General features: G+C 69.2%; 23 protein-coding genes and 4 tRNA genes. 17 read left to right on the forward strand and 10 right to left on the reverse strand.

The window, feature by feature from the left end; all coding sequences use genetic code 11:
* Positions 1–46: 46 nt before the first annotated feature.
* The 4 genes from ACR3IO_RS18430 to ACR3IO_RS18445 all read right to left on the reverse strand — a co-directional run bounded on the left by ACR3IO_RS18430 (position 47) and on the right by ACR3IO_RS18445 (position 5,254).
* Positions 47–2,188: a 3-hydroxyacyl-CoA dehydrogenase NAD-binding domain-containing protein gene (locus ACR3IO_RS18430; RefSeq protein ID WP_434072682.1), complete on the reverse strand. Its 2,142-nt coding sequence runs from the start codon at positions 2,186–2,188 to the stop codon at positions 47–49.
* Positions 2,185–3,393 carry a thiolase family protein gene (locus ACR3IO_RS18435; RefSeq protein ID WP_434072683.1) on the reverse strand — a complete coding sequence of 403 codons (1,209 nt, stop codon included), beginning with the start codon at positions 3,391–3,393 and terminating at the stop codon, positions 2,185–2,187. The genes ACR3IO_RS18430 and ACR3IO_RS18435 overlap by 4 nt, the downstream gene beginning before the upstream one ends.
* A 75-nt stretch (positions 3,394–3,468) precedes the next feature.
* A complete protein-coding gene (locus tag ACR3IO_RS18440) occupies positions 3,469–4,665 on the reverse strand; it encodes a ribonuclease D (protein WP_434072684.1) in 1,197 nt (398 codons plus the stop codon).
* The gene (locus tag ACR3IO_RS18445) at positions 4,658–5,254 is read right to left on the reverse strand and encodes a DUF3000 domain-containing protein (protein WP_434072685.1); all 597 of its coding nucleotides are present in this window, start codon (positions 5,252–5,254) and stop codon (positions 4,658–4,660) included. The genes ACR3IO_RS18440 and ACR3IO_RS18445 overlap by 8 nt, the downstream gene beginning before the upstream one ends.
* A gap of 90 nt (positions 5,255–5,344) precedes the next feature.
* On the opposite strand from ACR3IO_RS18445, the gene ACR3IO_RS18450 reads away from it, so the two are divergent.
* Positions 5,345–6,571: an alpha/beta hydrolase family protein gene (locus ACR3IO_RS18450; protein WP_434072686.1), complete on the forward strand. Its 1,227-nt coding sequence runs from the start codon at positions 5,345–5,347 to the stop codon at positions 6,569–6,571.
* On the opposite strand, the gene ACR3IO_RS18455 is transcribed toward ACR3IO_RS18450, so the two are convergent.
* Entirely contained in the window at positions 6,537–6,974 is a 438-nt protein-coding gene (locus tag ACR3IO_RS18455; RefSeq protein ID WP_434072687.1) for a SufE family protein, read from the reverse strand. The genes ACR3IO_RS18450 and ACR3IO_RS18455 overlap by 35 nt on opposite strands.
* Before the next feature lie 34 nt (positions 6,975–7,008).
* Positions 7,009–7,911: a sulfurtransferase gene (locus ACR3IO_RS18460; protein ID WP_434072688.1), complete on the reverse strand. Its 903-nt coding sequence runs from the start codon at positions 7,909–7,911 to the stop codon at positions 7,009–7,011.
* Between the two features lie 143 nt (positions 7,912–8,054).
* Between ACR3IO_RS18460 and zapE the strand changes: the two genes are divergently transcribed.
* From zapE to ACR3IO_RS18475, 3 genes are all read left to right on the forward strand, one after another.
* Positions 8,055–9,107: a cell division protein ZapE gene (gene zapE / locus ACR3IO_RS18465; RefSeq protein WP_434072689.1), complete on the forward strand. Its 1,053-nt coding sequence runs from the start codon at positions 8,055–8,057 to the stop codon at positions 9,105–9,107.
* A gap of 176 nt (positions 9,108–9,283) precedes the next feature.
* Positions 9,284–10,546: an ammonium transporter gene (locus ACR3IO_RS18470; RefSeq protein ID WP_434072690.1), complete on the forward strand. Its 1,263-nt coding sequence runs from the start codon at positions 9,284–9,286 to the stop codon at positions 10,544–10,546.
* A gap of 51 nt (positions 10,547–10,597) precedes the next feature.
* Positions 10,598–11,146: a type II toxin-antitoxin system PemK/MazF family toxin gene (locus ACR3IO_RS18475; RefSeq protein WP_434072691.1), complete on the forward strand. Its 549-nt coding sequence runs from the start codon at positions 10,598–10,600 to the stop codon at positions 11,144–11,146.
* Between the two features lie 106 nt (positions 11,147–11,252).
* On the opposite strand, the gene ACR3IO_RS18480 is transcribed toward ACR3IO_RS18475, so the two are convergent.
* Positions 11,253–11,325 (reverse strand) — tRNA-Val (locus ACR3IO_RS18480).
* Between the two features lie 334 nt (positions 11,326–11,659).
* Between ACR3IO_RS18480 and ACR3IO_RS18485 the strand changes: the two genes are divergently transcribed.
* The 3 genes from ACR3IO_RS18485 to ACR3IO_RS18495 all read left to right on the forward strand — a co-directional run bounded on the left by ACR3IO_RS18485 (position 11,660) and on the right by ACR3IO_RS18495 (position 11,961).
* Positions 11,660–11,731 (forward strand) — tRNA-Gly (locus tag ACR3IO_RS18485).
* 57 nt (positions 11,732–11,788) lie between these two features.
* Positions 11,789–11,862: transfer RNA gene (locus ACR3IO_RS18490), tRNA-Cys, on the forward strand.
* Between the two features lie 24 nt (positions 11,863–11,886).
* A tRNA-Val gene (locus tag ACR3IO_RS18495) sits at positions 11,887–11,961 on the forward strand.
* 52 nt (positions 11,962–12,013) lie between these two features.
* Here the strand turns inward: ACR3IO_RS18495 and ACR3IO_RS18500 are convergent.
* Positions 12,014–14,098: a glycosyl hydrolase family 28-related protein gene (locus ACR3IO_RS18500; protein ID WP_434072692.1), complete on the reverse strand. Its 2,085-nt coding sequence runs from the start codon at positions 14,096–14,098 to the stop codon at positions 12,014–12,016.
* A 341-nt stretch (positions 14,099–14,439) separates the two neighbouring features.
* Here ACR3IO_RS18500 and thrS point away from each other — a divergent pair, with 341 nt between their 5' ends.
* Both thrS and ACR3IO_RS18510 read left to right on the forward strand, forming a co-directional pair.
* Positions 14,440–16,383, forward strand: coding sequence for a threonine--tRNA ligase (gene thrS, locus ACR3IO_RS18505; protein WP_434072744.1), 1,944 nt, complete (start codon positions 14,440–14,442; stop codon positions 16,381–16,383).
* On the forward strand, positions 16,380–16,955 hold the full coding sequence (locus ACR3IO_RS18510) for an HIT family protein (protein ID WP_434072693.1): 576 nt from the start codon (positions 16,380–16,382) through the stop codon (positions 16,953–16,955). The genes thrS and ACR3IO_RS18510 overlap by 4 nt, the downstream gene beginning before the upstream one ends.
* A gap of 66 nt (positions 16,956–17,021) precedes the next feature.
* Here the strand turns inward: ACR3IO_RS18510 and pdxY are convergent, their stop codons facing one another.
* Together pdxY and ACR3IO_RS18520 are read right to left on the reverse strand one after the other, a co-directional pair.
* The gene (gene pdxY, locus ACR3IO_RS18515; protein WP_434072694.1) at positions 17,022–17,873 is read right to left on the reverse strand and encodes a pyridoxal kinase PdxY; all 852 of its coding nucleotides are present in this window, start codon (positions 17,871–17,873) and stop codon (positions 17,022–17,024) included.
* Positions 17,874–17,904: 31 nt separating this feature from the next.
* Positions 17,905–19,242, reverse strand: coding sequence for an aminotransferase class I/II-fold pyridoxal phosphate-dependent enzyme (locus tag ACR3IO_RS18520; protein ID WP_434072695.1), 1,338 nt, complete (start codon positions 19,240–19,242; stop codon positions 17,905–17,907).
* Positions 19,243–19,352: 110 nt separating this feature from the next.
* Here ACR3IO_RS18520 and pdxS point away from each other — a divergent pair, with 110 nt between their 5' ends.
* The 8 genes from pdxS (at position 19,353) to yajC (ending at position 25,295) form a co-directional block, all read left to right on the forward strand.
* Positions 19,353–20,243, forward strand: coding sequence for a pyridoxal 5'-phosphate synthase lyase subunit PdxS (gene pdxS / locus ACR3IO_RS18525; RefSeq protein WP_434072696.1), 891 nt, complete (start codon positions 19,353–19,355; stop codon positions 20,241–20,243).
* Positions 20,240–20,887, forward strand: coding sequence for a pyridoxal 5'-phosphate synthase glutaminase subunit PdxT (gene pdxT, locus ACR3IO_RS18530; RefSeq protein WP_434072697.1), 648 nt, complete (start codon positions 20,240–20,242; stop codon positions 20,885–20,887). The genes pdxS and pdxT overlap by 4 nt, the downstream gene beginning before the upstream one ends.
* A 261-nt stretch (positions 20,888–21,148) precedes the next feature.
* Entirely contained in the window at positions 21,149–21,682 is a 534-nt protein-coding gene (locus tag ACR3IO_RS18535) for a DUF1697 domain-containing protein (RefSeq protein WP_434072698.1), read from the forward strand.
* Between the two features lie 84 nt (positions 21,683–21,766).
* On the forward strand, positions 21,767–22,528 hold the full coding sequence (locus ACR3IO_RS18540) for a YebC/PmpR family DNA-binding transcriptional regulator (RefSeq protein WP_434072699.1): 762 nt from the start codon (positions 21,767–21,769) through the stop codon (positions 22,526–22,528).
* Between the two features lie 9 nt (positions 22,529–22,537).
* Positions 22,538–23,146 (forward strand): crossover junction endodeoxyribonuclease RuvC, encoded by a 609-nt coding sequence (gene ruvC / locus ACR3IO_RS18545; RefSeq protein WP_434072700.1) that lies wholly within the window; start codon positions 22,538–22,540, stop codon positions 23,144–23,146.
* Entirely contained in the window at positions 23,143–23,772 is a 630-nt protein-coding gene (ruvA, locus tag ACR3IO_RS18550) for a Holliday junction branch migration protein RuvA (protein ID WP_434072701.1), read from the forward strand. Before ruvC ends, ruvA begins: the two co-directional genes overlap by 4 nt.
* A complete protein-coding gene (gene ruvB, locus ACR3IO_RS18555; RefSeq protein WP_434072702.1) occupies positions 23,769–24,809 on the forward strand; it encodes a Holliday junction branch migration DNA helicase RuvB in 1,041 nt (346 codons plus the stop codon). The genes ruvA and ruvB overlap by 4 nt, the downstream gene beginning before the upstream one ends.
* A gap of 72 nt (positions 24,810–24,881) precedes the next feature.
* Complete coding sequence (yajC, locus tag ACR3IO_RS18560) at positions 24,882–25,295, forward strand: preprotein translocase subunit YajC (protein WP_434072703.1); 414 nt, start codon at positions 24,882–24,884, stop codon at positions 25,293–25,295.
* Positions 25,296–25,324 lie beyond the last annotated feature (29 nt).

Genomic DNA, 25,324 nt, shown 5'->3' on the forward strand with positions numbered 1-25,324 from the left:
CCGGATCCGCGGGTGCGGATCCGGCCCCTTCGCCGTCTGGTGGTCGTTACGCCTCGACCCCGCGGACGGGCGGCGTGTGGAACGTGGCACCGAACACGCGCTCGGACGCCCCGACGCGGTCGAGGTACGGCGTGACGCCGCCCATCTGGAACGGGAAGCCCGCGCCGAGGATCATGCACAGGTCGATGTCCTCAGGCGCTGCGACGACCTCGCCGTCGAGCATGAGCTTGATCTCGCGTGCGAGACCGTCCTGAAGCGAGACGAGGATGTCCTCGGCGCTGCGAGGGTTCGTGCCGCCGGCGACGAGCTTGAGGGCGCCCTTGTCGAAGCCCTTGACCTTGCCCTTGTCGTCCTTGTCGAGCAGCTTGCCGTAGTCGGCCAGCTTGTGCAGGTTCTCGCTCCGGTAGAAGCGGTCGGGGAATGCGGCGTGGTGCGTGTCGAGCACGTGGGCGCCGACCTTGAGGCCGACGAGGTCGAGCAGCGCCGACGGGGCCATGGGCAGGCCGAGCGGGGCGATCGCCTTGTCGACCGTCTCGAACGAGGTGCCCTCGTCGACGGCCTTCATGGCCTCGCCGAGGAGCACCGCGAGGAGGCGGTTGACGACGAACCCGGGCGTGTCGGCCGTGATGACGGCGTTCTTCTTCAGGTTCCTGGCGGCGACCATCGCCGTCGACAGGGTCGCCTCGTCGGTGTGCGACGTCTTGACGACCTCGATCAGCGGCATGAGGGCGACCGGGGTGAAGAAGTGGAATCCGACGAGTCGCTCGGGGTGGGCGAGCTTCGCGCCGATCTGCTCGACCGAGAGCGACGACGTGTTCGTGGCGAGCACCGCCTCGGGGGAGATGAACTGCTCCACCTCGGCGAACACGTTCTGCTTGATCTCGAGTTCCTCGAACACGGCCTCGATGACCCAGTCGCAGTCGGCGAAGTCGGCCTTGTCGGTCGTGCCGGTCACGAGCGCCTTCAACCGGTTCGCCTCGTCGGGGGAGATGCGACCCTTGCCGAGCAGCGTGTCGATCTCGCCCGCGATGTAGGCGACGCCCTTGTCGACGCGCTCCTGGTCGATGTCGGTGATGACCACGGGCACCTGCAGGCGGCGCACGAACAGCAGGGCGAGCTGGCTCGCCATGTATCCGGCACCGAGCACGCCGACCTTCGTGACCTTCTTGGCGAGCGCCTTGTCGGGCGCGCCGGCGGGGCGCTTCGCACGCTTCTGCACGAGGTTGAACGAGTAGATGGACGCCTGCAGCTGGTCTCCGGCGATGAGGTCGGCCAGCACCTCGTCCTCGCGCTGGAACCCCTCTGCGCGGGTTCCGCCCTTCGCGGCCTTCATCAGGTCGAGCGCGGCGTACGGCGCCTGCGGCACGGTGCCGATGCGCTTGGTCAGCATGTCGCGGGCGACCTTGATGGCGATGTCCCACTTCGCGAGCCGCTCGAGCTTGCCGGGCTCGTTCGGTCGCTTGACCTTGATCGTGCCGTTCAGCACGCCGTCGGCCCACTTCAGCGAATCCTCGAGGTAGTTCACCGACGGGAAGATCGCATCGGCGATGCCGAGGTCGAAGGCGTCCTGGGCCTTCATCGTGCGGTTCTGCTTCAGCGGGTTCTCGATGATCACCTTGAGGGCGTTCTCGATGCCGATGAGGTTGGGCAGGATCGTCGCGCCGCCCCAGCCGGGGATCAGTCCGAGGAAGACCTCGGGCAGTGCGAGCGCGGGAGCGGATGCATCGACGGTGCGGTAGTCGGCGTGCAGGCCGATCTCGAGCCCGCCGCCCAACGCGAGGCCGTTCGTGAAGACGAAGGACGGCACGCCGACATCCGACAGCTTGCCGAGCGCGTGGTGCCCGAGCTGGACGAACTTCTTGGCGGTCTCCTTGTCGGGGATCTCGGCGACCTTGGACAGGTCGGCGCCCGCGGCGAGGATGAACGGCTTGCCGGTCACGGCGACCGCGTCGATCTCGCCGGCGGCGGCCCTGGCCTTCAGGGCGTCGAGCGTGCTCGCGTACTCGAGCAGGGTGGCCGCTCCGAGCGTGTTGGGTCGCGTGTGGTCGCGGCCGTTGTCGAGGGTCACGAGCGCGAGCGTCTTGCCGGAGGCCAACCGGATGTCGCGGACGTACGAGTGGGTCACGACCTCGTCATCGCCGGCGAGGGCGACGAGCGAGTCGAAGTCGATGGTCGAGTAGTCGGTCATGCGCGCTTCTTCGCCTTCTTGTCGAAGTTCGGGTTCTCCCAGATCATGGTGCCGCCCTGGCCGAGGCCGACGCACATGCTCGTGATGCCGTAGCGGACGTCGGGACGCTCCGTGAACTGGCTCGCGAGCTGGTTCATCAGGCGAACGCCCGACGAGGCGAGGGGGTGGCCGACCGCGATCGCGCCGCCCCACGGGTTGACCCGGGGGTCATCGTCGGCGATGCCGTAGTGATCGAGGAACGAGAGCACCTGCACCGCGAACGCCTCGTTCATCTCGAAGAGGTCGATGTCCGCGATGGTGAGTCCGGCCTTGCGCAGGGCCTTCTCCGTCGCCGGGATCGGGCCGATGCCCATGATCTCGGGATCGACGCCGGCGAAGGCGTAGCTGACGAGCTTCATCTTCGGCGAGAGGCCGAGTTCCTTCGCGGTGTCGCCGGAGGCGAGCAGCGCCGCGGTGGCGCCGTCGTTCAGCCCCGAGGCGTTGCCGGCCGTGATGCGCCCGTGCGGGCGGAACGGGGTCTTGAGGCCGGCGAGTCCTTCGAGCGTGGTCTCGGGGCGCATGACCTCGTCCTGCGTGGCGAGGCCCCAGCCCTGCTCGGTGCGGATCGCCACGGGGACGAGGTCCTGCTGGATCTTGCCGGCGGCGTATGCGGCAGCCGTCTTCTGCTGGCTTGCGAGGGCGTAGCGGTCGCTGCGCTCCTTCGTCAGCTGCGGGAATCGGTCGTGGATGCGTTCGGCGGTCGCACCCATGACGAGGGCGTCCTCGCCGACGAGGCGCTCGGAGAGGAATCGCGGGTTGGGATCGACGCCGGATCCCATCGGGTGGTGTCCCATGTGCTCGACGCCGCCGGCGATTGCCAGGTCGTACATGCCGAATCCGATGGAGCCGGACATCATGGCGGCGGCGGTCATCGCACCGGCGCACATCCGATCGATCGAGAAGCCCGGGACCGTCTTGGGCAGGCCTGCGAGGATCGCCGCCGTGCGGCCGAGCGTGAGGCCCTGGTCACCGGTCTGCGTCGTCGCCGCGATCGCCACCTCGTCGATGCGATCCTTCGGGACGTTCGGGTTGCGCTCGAGGAGTCCGACGATCGCCTTCACGACGAGGTCGTCGGCTCGGGTGTTCCAATACATGCCCTTTTCGCCGGCCTTGCCGAACGGAGTACGGACTCCGTCGACGAACACGACATCAGCTTGATGTGCCACGCTGCAGCTCACTTTCGATCTGGATGAGTCGATCCTACGAATGCGCCTGAGGGGCCTTGAATCGCTTGACGGTTCCTACGAAACCGGCTTCTCGGCGTCGAGCACCGCTTGTGATGCCTCCACAAAGGCGATCGAGATGTTCTGTGCCGTAGCGTCAACCTGCCAGCTCCGCGCACCGAGGCGCAGGAGTTCGGCGCGCACCGCGTCGACATCGGGGGAGACGGGCGGATGCCACGCGAGCCGCCGGAGGTGATCGGGGGTCAGCAGGTTCTCGACGGGCATGTCGAGGGACTCGGCGATCTCGGTCACCGCGGCCTTCGCGAAGCGCAGTCGCGCGTCGGCCTCGGGATTGCGCATGGCCCACGCCCGCGGCGGCGGCGGGGCATCGTTCGGCACGCGGGTCGCGGGGAGGTCCTCGGTGGCCAGGCCTCGCTCGACGGCGGCCCACCACCGATCCAGCTCGGTCCGGCTCGCGCGTCCGGTGAACGCGCGCAGGTCCGCGAGTGCCTTGCGCGTTCGGGGGAGGGCCTTCACGACCGCGAGGAGGGAGGCGTCGGGCACGAGGCGTCCCGGCGCGACATCCGAGGAGGAGGCGAACTCGTCGCGCGCGAGCCAGAGCTCCCGTGCGACGGCGAGATTGCGCGGCGAACGCACGGCGTGGATGCCCGAGAGCCGGCGCCAGGGCTCGGGCCCGATCGGCTTGGGTTCGCGGCGGAGGACCGCTTCGAACTCCTCGGCGGCGAGTGCGGTCTTCTCGGTCTCGGCCAGGCGCTCGACGAGACGGTCGCGCACGTCGACCAGCAGCTCGACATCGAGGGCGGCGTACGTCAGCCACGGCTGGGGAAGCGGCCTCGTCGACCAGTCGGAAGCCGAGTGCTCCTTCGCGAGATGGATGCCGAGCAGCTCCTCGACGACCGCGCCGAGCCCGACCCTCGGCATGCCGAGCAGGCGCGCGGCGAGTTCGGTGTCGAAGATCCGATCGGGGTCGAGGCCGACCTCGCGCAGGCACGCGAGGTCCTGGCTCGCGGCGTGCAGCACCCACTCCTCGTCGGCGATGACCGCCTGCAGGGCGGAGAAGTCGGGGATCCGGGGCGGGTCGAAGAGGAACGTGCCCGCTCCGCGCCGGTACATCTGGATCAGGTACGCGCGCTGGGAGTACTTGAAGCCGCTGGCGCGCTCGGCGTCGACCGCGATCGGGCCTTCGCCCTCGCCGAGGCGGCGGACCGCGTCGTCGAAGTCGGCGGGTGTCTCGATGACCCGCAATTCATCCACGATTCGACCTCCGTCTTGGCAGTGCGGTCACCCCCTCGGAGCGGGGAGGCAGCCCGGCCAGCATGCACAACAGTTCGCTCCAGCCTTCCACATGCGCGGCGATGCCTGCGTCGAGCGGCGTCCAGGAGGCGCGGAGCTCGATCTGGGCGCCGTCGCCCTGCCGCGCCAGTTCGCCGAAGCCGGTCGAGAGGATCTTGGTCGCGGTGCCGGATGCCGCCACGTAGTTGGCTCCTCGTGCGTCCAGGGCGTCCACCAGCCACGACCACGCGACGTCCGCGAGGAAGGGGTCGAGGCCGATATCGGTCTCCAGTGGGGCCTGGGCGAAGCAGACGATGCGGAAGCGGCCGCCCCACGGCTCGGGCTCCATCGGATCGTAGAGCAGAACGAATCGGCCCGTGCCGAGTTCCGAATCGTCGCCGTGAGGTCCGGGGGACGGGGCGACGTCGGCGGACAGCGCGACCGCGAACGGTGCGAGCGAGCCGGGCGGTGGGATCTCCTGCACGCGCAATTCCGCGCGGGGGGAGGCCGCACGCAGTGATTCGAGTGCGGCCGCGAACTCAGGGGGGTGATGCGTCGAGGAGTCGGGCACGTGTGCAGACTAGAGTCTCGACGGGGGTGCGACGCGGCGGCACGCCGCCCCCGGGTGACACCGGATCGCCGCTTCGATCGGAGGACGTCGGTGAGTCGAGGCAGAGGCACTGCGACGGTGCTCGGCGTGGTCGGCGTGGTCGCGATCGGCACGGCGGTCTTCGCCGCGATCGGCGCGATCCTGACCGCCGTGCTCACGGTGGTGTTCGCGCGGCGGGTGGTCACGCCCGAGCCCGCACGACGAGACGACGTGCACATCGTCTCGGCGGACATCCAGCGCGGGGAGGTCCGGCTCGCGGCATCCGACGAGACCCGGATGCGCGGGACCTACGGGCTCTGGTTCGATCGCGACGCCGGTCATGCGCGGGTCGGCGAGGTGCTCAGGGAGGACGGGCGCACGGTGACCCGTCGCCTCGAGTCGGTCGACTTCGGCCGGCTCGATCGAGCCCGCTCCGGCCGCATGAGCGGCTGGGTGCACCTCGGCCCCTGGGAGGTGACGGGCGACTACGACGACGTGGTGGTGGCGACGCCCCTGGGTCCGGCACCCGCATGGCTCGTGCCCGCCGGTTCCGACGGCGGAGGATCGAGCGACTGGGTGATCCAGGTGCACGGCCGGGGCGCCAAGCGCCACGAGGGGCTCCGTGCGGTCGCGCCCGTGCGCGACGCGGGCTGGACGAACCTGCTCATCAGCTTCCGGAACGACGGCGAGGCGCCGGCCAGCACCGACCGGAGGTACGGCCTGGGCGGCACGGAGTGGGCGGATGTGGTCGCCGCCGTCGGGTTCGCCCGAGAGCACGGTGCGGAGCGGATCGTGCTCATGGGCTGGTCGATGGGCGGTGCGATCTCATTGCAGGCCGTGCTGCGTTCCGAGGAGGTCCGCGAGGTGCTCGTCGGGGTGATCCTCGAGTCGCCGGCGATCGACTGGGTCGACATCCTGCGTTTCCAGGGACGGGCGATGGGTCTGCCGGGCGGCTTCGGATCGGCAGTGGCGCACGTGCTCGGCGAGCCCTGGAGCGGAGGCCTCACGGGTCTCGCCGCACCCGTCGACGTGACCGACCTCGATCCGGTGGCGAGGGCGGACGAGTTCTCGGTCCCGATGCTGCTCATGCACAGCATCGACGACGGGTTCGTGCCGATCGACGGGTCGCGGCGGCTGGCCGAGGCCAGGCCCGACCTGATCGAGTTCGAAGTGTTCGACGGCGCCCGTCACACGAAGCTCGCCAACCACGATCCCGAGCGCTGGTCCGAGCTCATCGGGTCGTGGCTGCGGCGAATCGCGGCGGCTACGCCGGAATCTGCGCCCGCAGCTGGCGCTTGACCCTGGCGAGCATGGCCGTCATGCCGCGGACCCGGAGCGGTGACACGGCCTCGCCGAGTCCCAGCGTCTGCGGGTAGTCGTCGGGGATCGCCAGCACCTCGTCGGGCGTGAGCCCCTCGATGCCCTGCACGAGGATCGAGGCGAAGCCGCGGGTGGTGGGGGCCTCGGCGGGTGCCGTCGCGTACATGTGGGCGACGCCGTCGCGGATCTCGACGAAGATGAACACCGGCGACTGGCATTCGACGACCCGCTCGAGCAGGTCGGGGTGGTCGGCGTAGTGCGGCGGCAGGGCCGGCAGCTCGTTCGAGAACTCCAGCAGCAGCTGCAGGCGGTCGGGGATGCCGAGCGCGCGGAAATCGTCGCGGGTCTCGGCGAGGCGCGTGGGGAGGGTCGAGGCGTCCATCGCCTCCATTCTCCCACCCCGCGCGCCTCGGGACTCAGCGGAGCGCGGGCGCCTCGCCCCGCTCGGAGCCGGTGACGATCGGAACGCGGACCGCGCTGCCCCATTCGGTCCACGATCCGTCGTAGTTGCGGACGTGCTCGAATCCGAGCAGGTGCGTCAGCACGAACCAGGTGTGGCTCGAGCGTTCGCCGATGCGGCAGTACGCGATGACCTCGTCGCCGTCCTGCAGGCCGACCTCGTCGCGATAGATCGCGTCGAGTTCGTCGCGGCCCTTGAACGTGCCGTCACCGGCCGCTGCCCTGGCCCACGGGACGGATGCCGCGGTCGGAATGTGACCGGCGCGCAGTGCGCCCTCCTCGGGGTAGGCGGGCGCGGTGGTGCGCTCCCCGGAGTACTCCTCGGGCGAGCGCACGTCGATGAGGGGGTTGCCGAGGTGCGCGAGCACGTCCTCCTTGAACGCGCGGATCGCGACGTCGGAGCGTTCGACGATCGGATACTCGACGGGGGTCGGCGTCGTGGCATCCGTGGTCAATTCGCGGCCCTCGGCGATCCACAGGTCGCGGCCGCCGTCGAGCAGGCGCACGTCCTCGTGGCCGAAGAGGCTGAACACCCAGAGCGCGTAGGCCGCCCACCAGTTGTTCTTGTCGCCGTAGATCACGACCGTGGAGTCGCGGGCGATGCCCTTGGCGCCGACCAGCGCGGCGAACTGTTCGCCGTCGAGGTAGTCGCGCACGACCGGGTCGTTGAGCTCGGTGTGCCAGTCGACCTTGACCGAGCCCGGGATGTGGCCGGTCTCGTAGAGGAGGACGTCTTCATCGGACTCGACGACGACGAGGCCCGGTCGGCCGAGGTTCTCAGCGAGCCAGTGCGTCGTCACGAGTCGCTCGGGGTGGGCGTACTCGGCGAACTTGGGTGCAGTGTCGAACTCGGCGGGCATGGGGTCCTCCTGTGATCGTCCGGTCGGACGGGTGCGTGAAGTGCGCGGTCTAGGCTGGTGACCTGATCCACCTCGAATCTACGCGGCGTGCCGACGGGAGTCGCCATGCCGGTCATCCGGTGCAACACGGGAGCCATTCACGCATGACCACGGCATCGAGCCATGCCCTCATCCACCTCGTCGAGCGGAATCCGTCGATCTCGGGGGAGGAGCTGGCCTCCGAACTGAGCCCGCCGCCGCAGTTCGAGCACGCCTCGTTCGAGTCGTATCGCCCCGATCCCGACTTCGCGTCGCAGCAGGGCGCGCTCGAGCGCCTCGGGGAGTTCGCCGCCGTGTGGCGTGCGCAGCGCCCCGGCGGGTTCTTCTCCCGCAACCGCAAGCCGAAGGCCGAGCTGCCCGGCGTCTACCTCGACGGCGGATTCGGCGTCGGCAAGACCCACCTGCTCGCATCGCTCTGGCACATCGCGCCGGGTCCGAAGTACTTCGGCACGTTCATCGAGTACACGGCCCTCGTGGGTGCGCTCGGGTACGCGAACGCGGTGAAGCTGCTGACGGGCGCCCGCCTGATCTGCATCGACGAGTTCGAACTCGACGATCCCGGCGACACGATGCTCATGACGCGCTTCCTGGGTGAGCTCATGGCCGGCGGCACGCGGGTCGCCGCGACGTCGAACACGCCGCCGAACGCGCTCGGCGAGGGGCGGTTCGCCGCCGCGGACTTCCTCCGCGAGATCCACGCGCTGTCCGCGAACTTCGAGACCCTGCGCATCGACGGCCTCGACTACCGTCGCCGCGACACCGAGGGGCGCGCCTCGACGATCGAGGGCGACGAGGCGGTCGAACACACGGCGACGGCCCTCGCAGGACGAGGTCACCGGGTCTCCCTCGATTCCTTCGACGAGCTCATCGCGCACCTGGCGACGGTGCACCCCTCGAAGTACGTGAAGCTGCTCGCCGACGTCGAGTTCATCGCCCTCGAGGGCGTGCACGAGCTGTCCGACCAGAACGCCGCCCTCCGCCTCGTCGCGTTCATCGACCGCGTGTACGACGCCGAGGTGCCGATCATCGCGAGTGGGTTGCCGCTCGACCAGGTCTTCGACGCCGACATGATGGCCGGCGGGTACCGCAAGAAGTACCTCCGGGCCATGAGCCGCATGATCGCGCTCACGACCGGAGAGCTCCCGCCGCACGACTGATCGGCATTCCCCGAGTCGTTTCACATCGCTTGGGCGGCACCGTGAAACGTGCTGTTTACGCGCCGGTCGAGTGCGTAACATCCGTGAAACAGAACGCGGTTCCGCTCGAAACGTCCTCTCGTGAAACTTGGCCACACAGGTTCCCCCACCCGTGGTTTCCCCGAGAGAGGTTCGAGATGGATCAAGGCAACACTGCGTTCCTGTTGATCATGGCGGCATTGGTGCTGCTCATGACACCCGGACTCGCATTCTTCTATGGTGGCCTCGTCAAGGCGAAGAGCGTCATCAGCATGATGATGATGAGCTTCGGCGCGATCGGCCTCATCGGCGTCCTCTGGGTGCTGTACGGCTACGCGATCGCCTTCCCCGGCTCCGAGGGACTCGTTCCGCCGTGGTCCATCGACTGGTCCGCCATCGGCCTCACGAGCCTCCTCGAGGTTCCCGAGGGCGCAGCGTTCCCGCCGCTCGCATTCGTCGCCTTCCAGGCGACGTTCGCGATCATCACGGTCGCACTGATCTCGGGTGCGATCGCCGACCGCGCCAAGTTCGGCGCATGGATGGTCTTCGCGGCCATCTGGGCGACCATCGTGTACTTCCCGGTCGCGAGCTGGGTCTTCAACTTCGGCCTGGCCGATGACGGTTCGTTCGCCTACGGCGGCTGGACCACCTACGGCATGCAGGAGGCCTTCGGAGTCGGCGTCATCGACTTCGCCGGTGGCACGGCCGTGCACATCAACGCCGGTGCCGCAGCGCTCGCGCTGGCCCTCGTTCTCGGCAAGCGCGTCGGATTCTCCAAGGGCGCCCACGTCCCTCACAACCCGCCGTTCGTGCTCCTCGGCGCCGGCCTCCTCTGGTTCGGCTGGTTCGGCTTCAACTCCGGTTCGGAGCTCGCAGCAGACGGCACGGCCGCACTCGCCTGGGTCAACACGCTCGCAGCTCCCGCAGCCGCCCTGCTCGCCTGGCTCCTCGTCGAGAAGATCAAGGACGGCAAGCCCACCTCGGTGGGCGCCGCGTCCGGTGCGGTCGCCGGCCTCGTCGCCATCACTCCCGCGTGCGCCTCGCTCACCCCGGGTTGGGCGATCGTCCTCGGGATCATCGCCGGTGCGGTCTGCGCGCTGGCCATCGACCTGAAGTTCAAGTTCGGGTTCGACGACTCGCTCGACGTGGTGGGCATCCACCTCGTCGGCGGCCTCATCGGAACGCTGTACCTGGGCTTCTTCGCCAACAACACCGGCCTCATCTACAGCGGCAACCTGACGCAGCTGATGGTGCAGGCGATCGCAGCCTTCACGGTCCTGATCTACTCGTTCGTGCTCGCGTTCGTCATCGGTTTCATCGTCGACAAGACGATGGGCTTCCGCGTGACGAACGAGGACGAGGTCGCAGGCATCGACACGGTCGTGCACGGCGAGGACGCGTACAAGCTCGAGACCGTCTGACCTCTTCGGGCTCGCTGAATCACCGCGAGGGCGGTGGGGTAGTGTGCGGGTGTGACTGACACCGGCCGCTTCCTCACCGCCCTTCGGCGTGCCATCGGCAGCCTCTTCGGAACGACGGGCAGGACCGGCACGCGAACGGATGCAGCGGGGCGGGCCACGGTGGCCACCGGGCTGCTCTCACCGGGGCAGGGCGGCCCTGCGGCCACGACCGAGGTCGATCCGGGGTCCCTTCGGAAGGTGCGGCTCGCCTACGCGCCGTCGAAGGACGGAACGCCCGACCCCGGCGAGATCGTGTGGACCTGGGTCCCCTACGAGGAGCGCGACGGACGAGGCAAGGATCGCCCCGTGGTCGTCATCGCGGCATCCGGCACCGACGCCGTGCTCGCGGTGCAGCTCACGAGCAAGGCTCATGAGGGCTCGCGTGACTTCGTGGCCCTGGGCACCGGGGCATGGGATGCCGCCGGTCGGCCGAGCTGGGCGAACATCGACCGCGTGTTCGTGGTGCACACCGCCGGCATGCGCCGGGAGGCGGCTTCCCTCGACGCGCCGCGATACCTGCGGCTGGCCGAGGCGCTGACGGCCCGGTACGGCTGGTCCTGAGGCCGCATGGTCGCATGGAGGGTCGATCGCGCGGGGGTTGAATCGCGCGGCGTTGATTCGCACAGCGTTAACGCGAAGAACGCCCCCTGTGGAGAGGGGGCGTTCGTGGGCGATGCCGGGCTCGAACCGACGACCTCTTCCGTGTGAAGGAAGCGCGCTACCAGCTGCGCCAATCGCCCATGTGTGGGTCACGCTCACCGGGGTGACCGCGGACTCGATACTAGCCGACGATCCGTGCCGAATGCACATCGTGGGGTCAGGGCCGGTTTCCGCATGGGTCGGGGTGGTCGTTTCGGCGTGCGGTCGAGTCGTTTCGGGCGACCCGAGGACACATCGGGCGCACCTCCGCCGGGGAGAGGGCCCGATGAGCGCCGCGCGGGCGGTGACACGCCCGGGAATCTCAGCTGGATTCCGGCTGTGATCGGGCTGAACGTCGGGTGAACGTCGCTCAGTTTGTGAATCGCTCCGGGTATCGGTTAGAGTCTCTCTGCACGCAGAAATGCGAAAGCAAATGCGGATGTGGCGCAGTGGTAGCGCATCACCTTGCCAAGGTGAGGGTCGCGAGTTCGAATCTCGTCATCCGCTCTGATCAGGATCTGAGCGCAAGCATAGGTCCTGTTCTTTGGTGGAGAACCCATACACGGTGGATTGGCCGAGAGGCGAGGCAGCGGCCTGCAAAGCCGTATACACGGGTTCGAATCCCGTATCCACCTCCAAGCTGTGAACATGTTCGCAGCCTTGGGCGATTGGCGCAGCGGTAGCGCGCTTCCCTGACACGGAAGAGGTCACTGGTTCGATCCCAGTATCGCCCACCACAACAGCCCCGGCTCATCGAGCCGGGGCTGTTCGCGTCTCATCGGGCAGTCGTCACCAGGGCGACGGAGCCGGGGGAGCGACCACCGGCGGCCGATCGTTGCACGTGATGAGGTTGGGCACGTAGGGCGCGAGCCAGGCCGTGCCGGGGTGGAACTCGTTCGCGTCGACCCCGTCGTTGCCGCCGAGGTCGGCGAGCGAGAACTCCGAGCCGTTCGCCCAGTCCCAGTTGAACGCGCCGCAGTTGTTCACGCCCCAGTGGCCGACGCCCCGAACGTCGACGTTCTCGAAGCTCGCCGAACCGGCCGTCCGCGCATTGACCACGTTCGTGCTCGTTCCATCCACGCGGATGTCCCGGAACCGCACGCCGTCGATCCGGTACTGGTCCTTGACCCCCCACTCGGTGACGAGCATCATCGCGCTGTACGTGCTGTCGAGGAAGTGGTCGCCGCTCACCACGATCTCCGCCTGGTCGATCGAGCGATCGAGGGCGTAGAACCAGATGGCGCCCAGCCCGATGTTCCAATTCAGCTCGTAGGTTCCGGAGCGCACCGTCGAGTTGTCGGTGATGGCGAGCGCGCCGTCGAACGGCTCCGCACCGAACCTGGAGCCCACGTGGATGCCGCTGCCCTCGCGCACGGGATCGGCCACGAGGTTGCCCGACACCGTCGTGTCGGCGCCGCCGTAGATCGCGATCCCGTTCGCGAGCGACGGCGACTGCACCGTGTTCCGCGAGAACGTGTTTCCCGAGTTCGACTGGTGCTCCGACCACATCGCGAGACCGTCGTCGCCGGTGTTGCGCACGAAGGTGTTCGCGACCGTGGAATCGGTCACCCCGGTGTGGAAGTTCAGTGCGTCGGCCATCTGGTCGACGATGATGTTGTCCTCGACCACGAGGCCGTCCATCGGTCCGTCGAACCACATGCCCACCTTCGTGTGACGGATGTGCAGGCCGCGGATGCTCGAGTCGCTCAGCGCGCCGCCGATGCCGTTCACCTGGTCGGTGTCGATGCGCTCCCGCACGTCGCCCTCGATCGCGAAGCCCGAGAGGTGCACGTTCGTACTGCCACCGCTCGCGGCATCCCTGCCGTAGAAGCCCACCCCGGTGTGCACGGAGCCGTCGGGCGACGGCTCGTCCAGCGCCACCTCGCGCCCGCGGATGACGGTGTACCAGTTGCCGGCGCCCTCGATGGTGACGTCGTCGATGATGATGTGCCGGCTGACCGAGAAGACGCCCGGCGGCACGTACACCGGGAGCTCGTGCCGCTTGGCGAACGCGATGGCGCGGTCGAAGGCGGATGCCGCGTCGCGGCGTCCGGTCGGATCCGCGCCGAAGAGCAGGACGTTCGCGGCCTTCAGCCGCACATGCGGCGGTGCCACGCGCTCGGTGTCGATGAGGTCGATGGTCGTGAGCGCAGCCGTGGTCCTCTTCGGTGCGGTGAGGCGGATCACGTCGCCGGCGCGATACGTCTTCGGCAGCAGCATCCGCTGCTCGTCGTAGAAGTGCATCGGGCGGAACGGTTTCGCGACCTCGAACCCCTCACCGGGGACGCATCCGCACTCCGTGATCCACCAGTCGGGGTGAAGGAGCCCCGCGTTCGGGTCGTTCGTGAACGGGTACTGGTTGTACAGCCAGGAGTACTCCGAGGTGAGGGTCATCGTCTGCGCCTTGCCGCCGTTGACGGCGACCGTGAGCGGGGCCCGGAGTCCGCCGCCGTCGGCGGCGTCGGGGATGCTGTAACGCACCGTGATCGCGTTCGTGGCGGCGGGCAGCGTGAACTCGACGTGTTCTCCCGGCGCGAGCTGCACGGCGCTTCGACCGGATGCCTCGGCGGGGAGCGTGTACGCATCGCGACCCGGCCCGATGACGGTACCGGTGTGCACGGCGTTCTCGGCCTCCTGCTCGAGGAATCCGACGTCCGCTCCTCGACCCTCGACGAGCGCCGGGTCGATGCCCGCGCGCGTGACGACCGGCGGCGGGGCGGCGGGCGCGGCCGTGGCTGCGAGCGGCCCGGCGACCACGGCCGCCGCGAAGGCGACGGCGGGGATCGTCAGGACGGCGGCGGCGCGGCGGAGCCGTGCGGTCCGGCGCTCGAGCGGTGGGATCGGGTGCACAGGGTGTCGCATGTCACGGGTCATCGTCGACTCGTTCCTCTCGATGGCGTCATCGCACCGGGCGTCGCCCGGGGGAGTGAGGCGAATGTACGGCCGGGCTCGGGTCTCGGACAAGGCCTCATGGTCGAATGTCGAGAAGTTGTCGAGTTCTTTCAAGGAAGGGCGCAAGCACGCGCAAGCGACGGTCGAGCGGGGGCGCGAACGCGCAAGATGCGACGCAAGCGACGACCGTGCCGGACCGACGCCCACCCGCGCGAAGCGGGACCCGCGGCCGCACTACAGTTGAAGGGTTCATCTCAACGCACAGGGAGTGGTTCACAGTGGCCGACGGTTTCGAGCTCTTCACCGATCGCTCCGTTGTCGCAATGCGCGTCAACGGCGAGCTCAAGGATCTCGCCACGACGGTGACGGATGCCGACGAGGTCGAGCCCGTCACGATCGATTCGCCCGACGGGCTCTCGATCCTGCGTCACTCCGCGGCGCACGTGCTCGCCCAGGCCGTGCAGTCGATCAATCCCGAGGCCAAGCTCGGCATCGGACCTCCCGTCACCGACGGCTTCTACTACGACTTCGACGTCGCCGAGGCGTTCAGCACCGACGACCTCAAGGCGCTCGACAAGGAGATGAGCCGCATCATCCGCTCGGGCCAGCGGTTCGTGCGTCGCGTCGTGGCCGACGACGAGGCACGGGCGGAACTCGCCGGTGAGCCGTACAAGCTCGAGCTGATCGGGCTCAAGGGCTCCGGTGGACACGGCAAGGGCTCAGGCGACGACCACGAGTCCGTCGAGGTCGGCGCCGGCGAACTGACGATCTACGACAACGTCGACCCGAAGACGGGCGACGTCGTCTGGAAGGACCTCTGCCGCGGCCCGCACCTGCCGAACACCCGCATGATCGGCAACGGCTGGGCTCTCCAGCGCGTCGCCGGCGCGTACTGGCGCGGCAGCGAGAAGAACCCGCAGCTGCAGCGCATCTACGGCACCGCATGGCCCACGAAGGACGAGCTGCGCGCGTACCAGCAGCGACTCGAGGAGGCCGCGAAGCGCGACCACCGCAAGCTCGGCAAGGACCTCGACCTCTTCTCGTTCCCCGACGAGATCGGCTCGGGCCTCTCGGTGTGGCATCCGAAGGGCGGTGTCGTGCGCGGCGAGATGGAGCAGCACGCGCGGCGCCGACACATCGAGGGCGGGTACACCTACGTCTACACGCCGCACATCTCCAAGGAAGACCTCTTCCTCACCTCGAACCACCTCGTCACCTATCGCGAGGGCATGTTCCCGCCCATCGTGATGGACGAGGAGCGCGATGCCGAGGGCAACATCACCAAGCAGGGTCAGGACTACTACCTGAAGCCAATGAACTGCCCCATGCACATCCTGATCTACAAGGAGCGTGCGCGCAGCTACCGCGACCTGCCCATGCGGCTCGCCGAGAACGGCACCGTCTACCGCAACGAGCTCTCCGGCGCCCTGCACGGACTCACCCGCGTCCGCGGCTTCACCCAGGACGACTCGCACCTCTTCGTGACGCCCGAGCAGCTCGAGGAGGAGGCGACCCGGGTCCTCGAGTTCGTCATCTCGATGCTCCGCGACTTCGGGCTCGAGGACTTCGAACTCGAACTCTCGATGCGCGACGACGAGAAGTCGAAGTGGATCGGCTCCGAGGAGTTCTGGGAGTACTCGACGAACGCCCTGCGCAATGTCGCCGTCGCGAGTGGCCTGAAGCTCACGGAGGTGCCGGGCGAAGCGGCCTTCTACGGACCGAAGATCGACCTGAAGACGCGCGACGCGATCGGGCGCACCTGGCAGCTGTCCACGGTGCAGGTCGACCCGAACCTGCCCGAGCGATTCGAGCTCGAGTACATGGGTCCCGACGGCGAGAAGCACCGCCCGATCATGATCCACCGGGCGCTCTTCGGTTCCATCGAGCGGTTCTTCGCGATCCTGCTCGAGCACTACGCCGGGGCCTTCCCGGTGTGGCTGGCGCCGGTGCAGGTCGTCGGCATCCCCGTCGCCGAGGAGTTCGCCCCGTACCTCGGCGCGGTGATCGCCCAGTTGCGCGCCTCCGGAGTCCGAGCAGAGCTCGACTCGAGCGATGAGCGCATGCAGAAGAAGATCCGCACGCACACCACCCAGAAGGTGCCGGTGCAGCTCATCGCGGGGGAGCAGGACCGCTCCGGCGAGACCGTGTCATTCCGTTTCCGCGACGGCACGCAGACCAACGGCGTGCCCATCGACGAGGCCGTCGCGCTGATCCTCGACGTGATCGCCTCGAGGAAGCTCGTCAACACGGCCGAGGACCTGGCGTGACCGACCCGTCGGCGGGCTCGGAGACCGCGCCGGACGCGGTTCCCGGGCTCGTCGACGCGGCCGCGTTCGCGAGCGTGCCCGATGCGTTCCAGCGACTCTGGACACCGCATCGCATGGCGTACATCAACGCCGGCGCCGACGCGATGCGCGCGGCGTGCCCGTTCTGCGCTGCACCCGAGAAGTCGGATGCCGACGGGCTGATCGTGCATCGCGGTCGCACGGCCTACGTCCTGCTGAACCTGTTCCCGTACAACTCCGGGCACCTGCTGATCTGCCCGTACCGCCACATCGCGACGTACGACCAGGCCACGGCCGAGGAGGTCGCCGAGATCGGCGAGCTCACGCAGGTCGGCATGCGGGTGCTGCGCGACGTATCACGATGCGACGGTTTCAACATCGGGATGAACCAGGGAGCGGTCGCCGGGGCGGGTGTCGACGAGCACCTCCACCAGCACGTGGTGCCGCGATGGGCGTCCGACGCGAACTTCTTCCCGATCATCGCGAGGACGAAGGCGCTCCCGCAGTTGCTCGGCGAGGTCCGCGAGGCCGTCGCCGGAGCCTGGCCGGCCTGAGCCGGTTCTCGAGCCGCGCCGGGCGGGATTCCCCGTGGAACCCCGCCGCCGACAGGCCGGCTCGCGTCAGCGAACCTGTCGCACGTCGAACTGCATGCGAGGGTTGGCGTACGCCTCCTGCGACTCGACGAGCTGCAATTCGCGTTCGCCCGACTCGTGGGTGCGCTCGAGCAGGTCGAACACGCTGGACGTCGTGCGGGCGAGGGCGTCGGCCGCATCGCGCGTGCGCAGGTAGTGGGCGGTGAACAGCGCCGCGCTGACATCGCCCGACCCGTTCGCCTTCATCGGCAGGAGCGGTGTCTGGACGATCCAGGCGCCGGCGTCGTCGACCGCGAGCATCTCGATGGTGCCTTCTTCGCGGTCGGGGCGCTCCACGCTGGTCACGAGGACGACCGACGGGCCGGTTGCGCGCACGAGATCCACGGAGGCGAGCGTCGATTCGAGCGTGTCGGGCTCGGTGCCGGTGAGGAATCCGAGCTCGAACTGGTTCGGGGTGATCAGGTCCGCGGCGGGAACCACGCGATCGCGGAGGAGGATCGGGATGGCCGGTGCGACGAAGCATCCGGACTTCGCATTGCCCATGACCGGGTCGCACGCGTAGATCGCATCGGGGTTCGCGGCCTTGACCGCTGCCACGGCATCGAGGATGACGTCGGCGATGCCCTCGCCGCCCTGATATCCCGAGAGCACGGCATCGACCTGCGGGAACGCGCCGCGCTCCTCGATGCCCGTGATGACCTCTCGCACGTCGTCGGGGCTGATCATCGGGCCGCGCCACGTGCCGTACCCGGTGTGGTTGGAGAAGTTCACGGTGTAGACGGGGAGCACCTCCACGCCGATGCGCTGGAGGGGGAACACGGCCGCCGAGTTGCCGACGTGGCCGTAGGCCACGGCCGACTGGATCGAGAGAATCTTCACCGATCGATCATCGCACCTCCGGCGGTGGGACTCAGCCCGCGGCCCTGACCTGTTCGACGGCGGCGCGCGCGGATGCCCCGAGGTCGGCCGCCAGCTTGCGCTGGTCGGCGTCATCGAGGTCGTGGACGGTGAGGCGCAGGCGCTCGGAGGGCGCGCGGTCGCCGAGTGCGAACTCGTCGCCGGGACGCGCGAGCCATCCGCGTCGCATCAACTGCTCCGAGACCGCTCGCGCCGGCGCGCCGAGCGGGACCCACACGCTGAGTCCGTCGCCGGCCGTCGTCGGGAGACCCTGCCGCGTCACGAGTTCGGCGAACGCCGCGTTGCGGGCGGCGTAGTGCTCGCCGGCCGCCCGGACGCCCGCCGCGACATCCGGATCGGTCGCGAGTGCGTGGACGAGTCGCTGCAGCAGGTGGCTCACCCAGGTCGTGCCCGGGGTCAGTCGCATGGCGAGACGGTCGGCCGTCTCCGGATCGGACGCCGTGACCGCCAGGCACATGTCGGGTCCGAGGAATTTCGACACCGAGCGCACCAGCGCCCAGCGCCGATGCTCGGCGCCGATGAGCGAGTGGTACGGCTGCTGCGAGAGGAGCGAGTAGTGATCGTCCTCGATGACGAGGACGTACGGATGCTCGCGCAGCACGGCGCGCAGGTCTGCCGCGCGACCCGCGGTGAGGCTGGCGCCCGTCGGGTTCTGGGCGCGCGGCGTGCAGATGACCGCCCGCACGCCCTGGTCGAGCGCGGCCCTGAGCCCCGCGACGGTCATGCCCTCGTCGTCGACCGGAACCGGGACGGGCCGATATCCGGCGACGCGAACCGTGTGGATGCTCGTGAGGAAGCACGGATCCTCGAGGGCCACGGCGTCGTCGCGGGTGAGCGCCTGCGCGAGGAGTCGCTCCATCGCGTCGGCGGCGCCGCTCGTGACCGTCAGGCGGACATCGGCGCCGACGGGCAGGTCGGCGCTCATCCACGCTTGCGCCCATCGCGCCAGGCCGGGATCGATGACCGGCTCGCCGTAGAGCACGGGGCGCCGGGCGATGCTGGCCAACGCCACCGACGGATCGGGGATGCGGGCGGGGTCTGGGTTGCCCGTGCCGATGTCGCGGAGCGCCGTCTCGGCGGCGAAGCCCTCCTGGGCGACCGTGGAGGCGCCGGCCACGAGCGTGCCCCCGCGGCCGAGCGTGACGACGACGCCCGCGTTCGTGAGCTGCCGGTAGGCCGAGACCGCGGTGTTGCGGTTGACGCCGAGCTGTTCCGCCAGGGCGCGCACGGAGGGGAGCGCATCGCCCGGACGGAGCGCGCCGCGCTCGATGAGCGTGCGCAGGCTGTCGGCGATCTTGGCCGCGGAACGACCTTCGATGTCGGTGATCACGTCACGCCCTTCCTCTTGTCTGAGGCCATGCTATCTTTTGGCCTAGGACAATGTTTCCCGTTGATCCGTACTCCTGCGCGACATCCGCGCACCTCCGAGAGGATCCCCCTGTGACCGTATCCGAGACGGGTTCGAGCCGCGTCAAGCGCGGCCTCGCCGAGATGCTGAAGGGCGGCGTCATCATGGACGTCGTCACCCCCGAGCAGGCGCGCATCGCCGAGGACGCCGGCGCCGTCGCCGTCATGGCACTCGAGCGCGTACCCGCCGACATCCGTTCCCAGGGCGGCGTCGCCCGCATGAGCGACCCGGACCTCATCGACGCGATCATCGCCGAGGTGTCGATCCCCGTCATGGCGAAGGCTCGCATCGGCCACTTCGTCGAGGCGCAGGTGCTGCAGGCCCTCGACGTCGACTACATCGACGAGTCCGAGGTGCTCTCGCCCGCCGACTACGTGAACCACATCGACAAGTGGGCGTTCAACACGCCGTTCGTCTGCGGCGCCACGAACCTCGGTGAGGCGCTTCGTCGCATCAACGAGGGCGCGGCCATGATCCGCTCCAAGGGCGAGGCCGGCACCGGCGACGTCTCCGAGGCGACGAAGCACATCCGCAAGATCTCGTCCGAGATCAACGTGCTCCGCTCGATGACGAAGGACGAGCTCTACGTCGCGGCCAAGGAACTGCAGGCCCCCTACGAGCTCGTGCTCGAGGTCGCAGAGACCGGCAAGCTCCCGGTCGTGCTCTTCGTCGCCGGTGGCGTCGCCACCCCCGCGGATGCCGCGATGATGATGCAGCTCGGCGCCGACGGCGTCTTCGTCGGCTCGGGCATCTTCAAGTCGGGCAACCCCGAGGCTCGCGCGGCCGCCGTCGTCAAGGCGACCACGTTCTACGACGACCCGTCCGTGATCGCCTCGGTCTCGCGCGGGCTCGGCGAGGCGATGGTCGGCATCAACGTCGCGGACCTCGCCGCACCCCACCGCCTCGCCGAGCGCGGCTGGTGACGACGAACCTGCGAAGCGAGTCGCTCGACGCGGGGGACGCGGCTCCGGCCGGCCCCCGCGTCGGGGTGCTCGCGCTGCAGGGCGATTTCCGCGAGCACGCCCATGTGCTCACGGAGCTCGGTGCGCAGGTCGCGCTGGTCCGACGTCCGGAGGAGCTCGACGGCGTCGACGGGCTGGTGATCCCGGGCGGCGAGTCGAGCGTGATGGACAAGCTCGCCCGCATGTTCGGGCTCGCGGAGCCGTTGAAGGCGGCCATCGCATCGGGCCTGCCGGTCTACGGCACGTGCGCCGGGCTCATCATGCTCGCCGACACCGTGCTCGACGCCATCGCGGGCCAGGAGTCGCTCGGTTGCCTCGACGTGGTCGTGCGGCGCAACGCGTTCGGGTCGCAGAACCAGTCGTTCGAGACGGACCTCGACGTCCCCGCGCTCGGTGGCGATCCCGTGCACGCGGTCTTCATCCGCGGCCCGGTGGTCGAGTCGGTCGGTGCGGCGGCGACCGCGCTCGCCAGCCTCGCCGACGGGCGCGTCGTCGCCGTCGAGCAGGGCAATCTCCTCGGCACGAGCTTCCATCCCGAGATCACGGGGGAGCATCGCTTCCACGAGTACTTCCTCGAGAAGGTGCGCTCGCGCGCGAGGGCCTGAACCGGCCGTCCCGTCTCCGCGCTGCGACGTCGACGGGATGCTGCGACGACCGTGAGTGCGCTCGACGATGGCCTTTCTGCATGGGTCGCCCCCCGCTGCATGACGTGAACGCATCGACGTCGTCGGTATCAATGACCTGAACGCATCGATCGGGCATCGAGGCCATCGGAGCCCGGCCGGGCCGGGCCGGAACGGGGCGTCGGGCATCGGCCCGCGATCGTCCCGGGTGGGGCGATCGCCCTGCCCGGTATCCTCGACGGCGTGACCGAGTACATCGCACTGCTTCGAGGGGTCAACGTCGGTGGCATCACCGTGAAGTCCGCCGACCTGCGCGACCTGTTCGAGTCCTTGGGATTCACGTCGGTGCGCACCGTGCTCGCCAGCGGCAACGTCGCGTTCGAGCACGGCGGCCGCGAGGCATCCGCGAAGGTGAAGGCCCGCATCGAGCGGGCATTGGGCGACCGGTTCGGATACGAGGCCTGGATCGTGCTGATCACGCGTGAGCGATTGGCGGCGGTCGTCGGGGCGTTCCCGTTCGACGAGCGCCTCGAGGGCTGGCATCCCTACGTGCTCTTCGGATCCGACGCCGAGCACCTCGAAGCGCTGGCGGATGCCGCGGGGGAGCTGGACCCGGGCGACGACGTCGTCGTCGCGGGCGACGGGGTCCTGTATTGGCACAACCGCCGCGCGCGCGGCATCGACAGCGCATTCGCGAAGCTGGCGGCGAAGGCCGTCTACAAGCGCACCACCACCAATCGCAACCTCAGGACGCTGCACAAGCTGCTCGCGCCCTGACGAGCGCCGCGCAACGGCTGGATTAGACTGGGCGGGCGCACGCCGCCACCGGCGCTGGCGCACAGGATTCGATTCAGGAGACGCATGTCCGGGCATTCCAAGTGGGCGACGACCAAGCACAAGAAGGCCGTCATCGACCAGCGCCGCGCCAAGTCGTTCGCGAAGCTCATCAAGAACATCGAGGTCGCCGCGAAGATGGGCGGCGCCGACATGTCGGGCAACCCGACGCTCGTCGACGCGGTGCAGAAGGCGAAGAAGACCTCGGTCCCCAACGACAACATCGATCGTGCGATCAAGCGCGGCGCCGGACTCACCGGTGAGTCCATCGACTACGCGACGATCATGTACGAGGGCTACGGCCCGAACGGGGTGGCGCTGCTCGTCGAGTGCCTCACCGACAACAAGAACCGCGCCGCGGCCGAGGTCCGCACGCTGATGAGCCGCAACGGCGGCACGATGGCCGACCCCGGGTCGGTGGCCTACAACTTCGCGCGCAAGGGCGTCATCGTCGTCGCCAAGGCCGACGGTCTCACCGAAGACGACGTGCTCGGCGCCGTGCTCGATGCCGGAGCCGAAGAGGTCACCGACGAGGGCGAGACCTTCGAGGTCATCACCGAGGCATCCGACATGGTCGCCGCCCGCACGGCGCTCCAGGAGGCGGGCATCGACTACGACTCGGCCGACGCCGCGTTCGTGCCCTCGCTCAAGATCGAGATCGACGCCGAGACGGCGCGCAAGGTGTTCCGCCTGATCGACGCGCTCGAAGACAGCGACGACGTGCAGAACATCTACAGCAACTTCGACCTCTCGGCCGAGGTCCAGGCCGAGCTCGAGACCGAGGAGTAGCGGATCGCCGTGCGCGTGCTCGGCATCGACCCCGGACTCACCCGTTGCGGTGTGGGCGTCGTCGATGTCGAGCCGAACCGCACGGCGAGGCTCGTCGACGTCATCGTGCTGCGGTCGCCCGCCGACCTGGACACCCCGAACCGGCTCGTGCGCATCGCCGACGGGCTCGAGGCGATCATCGACGAGCATCGGCCGCAGGCGGTCGCGCTCGAGCGCGTGTTCGCCCGCAGCGACGTCTCGACCATCATGGGCACCGCGCAGATCTCCGGCGTGGCGATGCTGCTGGCGGCCCGCCGCCGTCTTCCGGTCGCGCTCCACACCCCGAGTGAGGTGAAGGCCGCGATCACCGGCTACGGACGCGCCGACAAGGCGCAGGTCGGCGCCATGGTCGCCCGCATCCTCGGCCTCGACGCGGTTCCCAAGCCGGCGGATGCCGCCGACGCGCTCGCGCTCGCGATCTGCCACGCCTGGCGCACCGGGGGCGTCGCCGGCGCGGCGGTGTCGGATGCCGCCCTGCCGTCGCCCGCGGGCGGCACGACGACTCCCGCGCAGGAGGCGTGGCTCGCCGCCGAACGCTCCGCTGCGGTGTCGGGGGCCGCCCGTAGGCTGAGGAAGTGATCTCATCGCTTCGCGGGCCCGTGCTCGCCGCTGCCGGAACGACGCTCGTCCTCGATGTCGGGGGAGTCGGCTTCCAGGTCAACACCACGCCGGCGCTCGTGCTCGCCTCGCGTGAGGGGCATGAGACCACCGTCCACACCAGCCTCATCGTCCGCGAAGACGCGCTGACCCTGTTCGGTTTCGGCACACGCGACGAGCTCGACGTGTTCGAGCTCCTCATCGGGGTCACGGGCGTGGGCCCCCGCTCGGCCCTCGGGGTCCTCTCGGCGATGTCGCCATCGCAGATCGCGACGGCCATCGCCGCCGACGACGATTCGGCGTTCCGCAAGGTGAGCGGCATCGGCCCCAAGACGGCGAAGCTCATCACGCTCTCCCTCGCGGGCAAGCTCATCGCGCCGCGCGTGGCGGATGCCGCATCCGACACGGTCTCCGCCGGCGCCCGCGGGGTGTCCGAGAGCGTCCTCGCGGCGCTCACCGGCCTCGGGTGGACCGAGCGGGCGGCTTCGGAGGCCGTCGACGAGGTGCTCGCGGAGCTCCCCGAGGCGGATGCGGCCTCCGTGCCCGCCGTGCTCAGGCTGTCACTGGCCCGGCTCGGCCCGTCGCAGCAGTCCGGGCGCACGCGATGACCGACGACGCCGAGGCGGAGATCGCCCTCACCGATCCGGTGCTGGCATCCGAGGCCGAGCTCGCCTTCGAAGGGGCGCTGCGTCCCCGGAGCCTCGCCGAGTTCGTCGGCCAGACCCGGGTGCGCGGGCAGCTGCAGTTGCTGCTGACCGCCGCGACGATCCAGCAGCGCACGCCCGACCACATCCTCCTCGCGGGTCCGCCCGGATTGGGCAAGACCACCCTCGCCATGATCGTGGCGCACGAGGGCGGCCGGCCGTTGCGCATGTCGAGCGGGCCGGCGATCCAGCACGCGGGCGACCTGGCAGCCATCCTGAGCTCGCTGGTGCCCGGCGAGGTCCTCTTCATCGACGAGATCCATCGCATGGCGCGCTCGGCCGAGGAGATGCTGTACCTCGCCATGGAGGACTTCCGCATCGACATCATGGTCGGCAAGGGCGCCGGTGCGACCTCCGTTCCGCTCGACCTCGCCCCCTTCACGCTCGTCGGGGCCACGACCAGGGCGGGCCTCCTGCCGAATCCGCTCCGCGACCGCTTCGGGTTCACGGCCCACCTCGAGTTCTACGACGAGGCCGAGCTGGAGCAGGTGCTCGCCCGTGCGGCCGTGCTGCTCGGACTCGACATCGACCGCGAGGCGATCGCCGAGATCGCCGGTCGGTGCCGTGGAACCCCTCGAATCGCGAACCGCCTCCTGCGCCGTGTCCGCGACTACGCGCTCGTGCACACCGGCCGCGCAGACCTGGCCGCGGTCCGCGCCGCGCTCGACCTCTACGACGTCGACGAACTGGGCCTCGACCGGCTCGACCGCGCGGTGATGCAGATCATCCTCACGCGGTTCGGCGGAGGGCCCGTCGGACTCAATACGCTCGCGGTCTCCGTGGGTGAGGAGTCCGAGACGATCGAGGCGGTCGTCGAGCCGTTCCTCGTGCGGATCGGCCTGATCACGCGAACCCCGCGCGGGCGCGTCGCGACCCCGGCGGCGTGGCGGCATTTCGGCCTCGCCTCGGGCGAAACGGCGCTGCCGATCGATGACCTATAATCCATTGAGGCATCGTCCTCACCGCCGTCGACTTCGTGCGGTATGCCGCACACCGGAAGGTTCTGCCCCCTCATGACGCTTGATCCGTTCACCATCATCATGCTCGCCGTTCTGGCGGTCCTGATCTTCTTCATGTTCCGCAACTCGCGCAAGCGTCAGGCCGAGGCTCAGAAGCTGCAGTCGAGTGTCGTTCCGGGTGCGAAGGTGATGACGAACTCCGGTGTCTTCGGCACGATCCTCTCGATCGACGAAGAAGAGAACCAGGTCCTCCTCGAGACCACGCCGGGCACCGTCCTGAACGTGCACCGCCAGACGGTCTCCCGCGTGGTCGAGCCGGTCGCCGTCGCCGACGACGACGCCGCCGAGGTCGAGAGCACCCCCGAGCTCGGCGCCGAGCCCGAGTTCGGAGAGCGCGTCGACGAGACGCACCCGACCGAGACTCCGACCGATGACGCGTCCGATCTCAAGAAGAAGTCGGACGACTAAGACTCCCACCCGAGGCTCCGCCCGCGCGT

Origin of the sequence: Agromyces sp. Marseille-Q5079 (assembly GCF_051016555.1) — a bacterium.
GTDB lineage: Bacteria > Actinomycetota > Actinomycetes > Actinomycetales > Microbacteriaceae > Agromyces.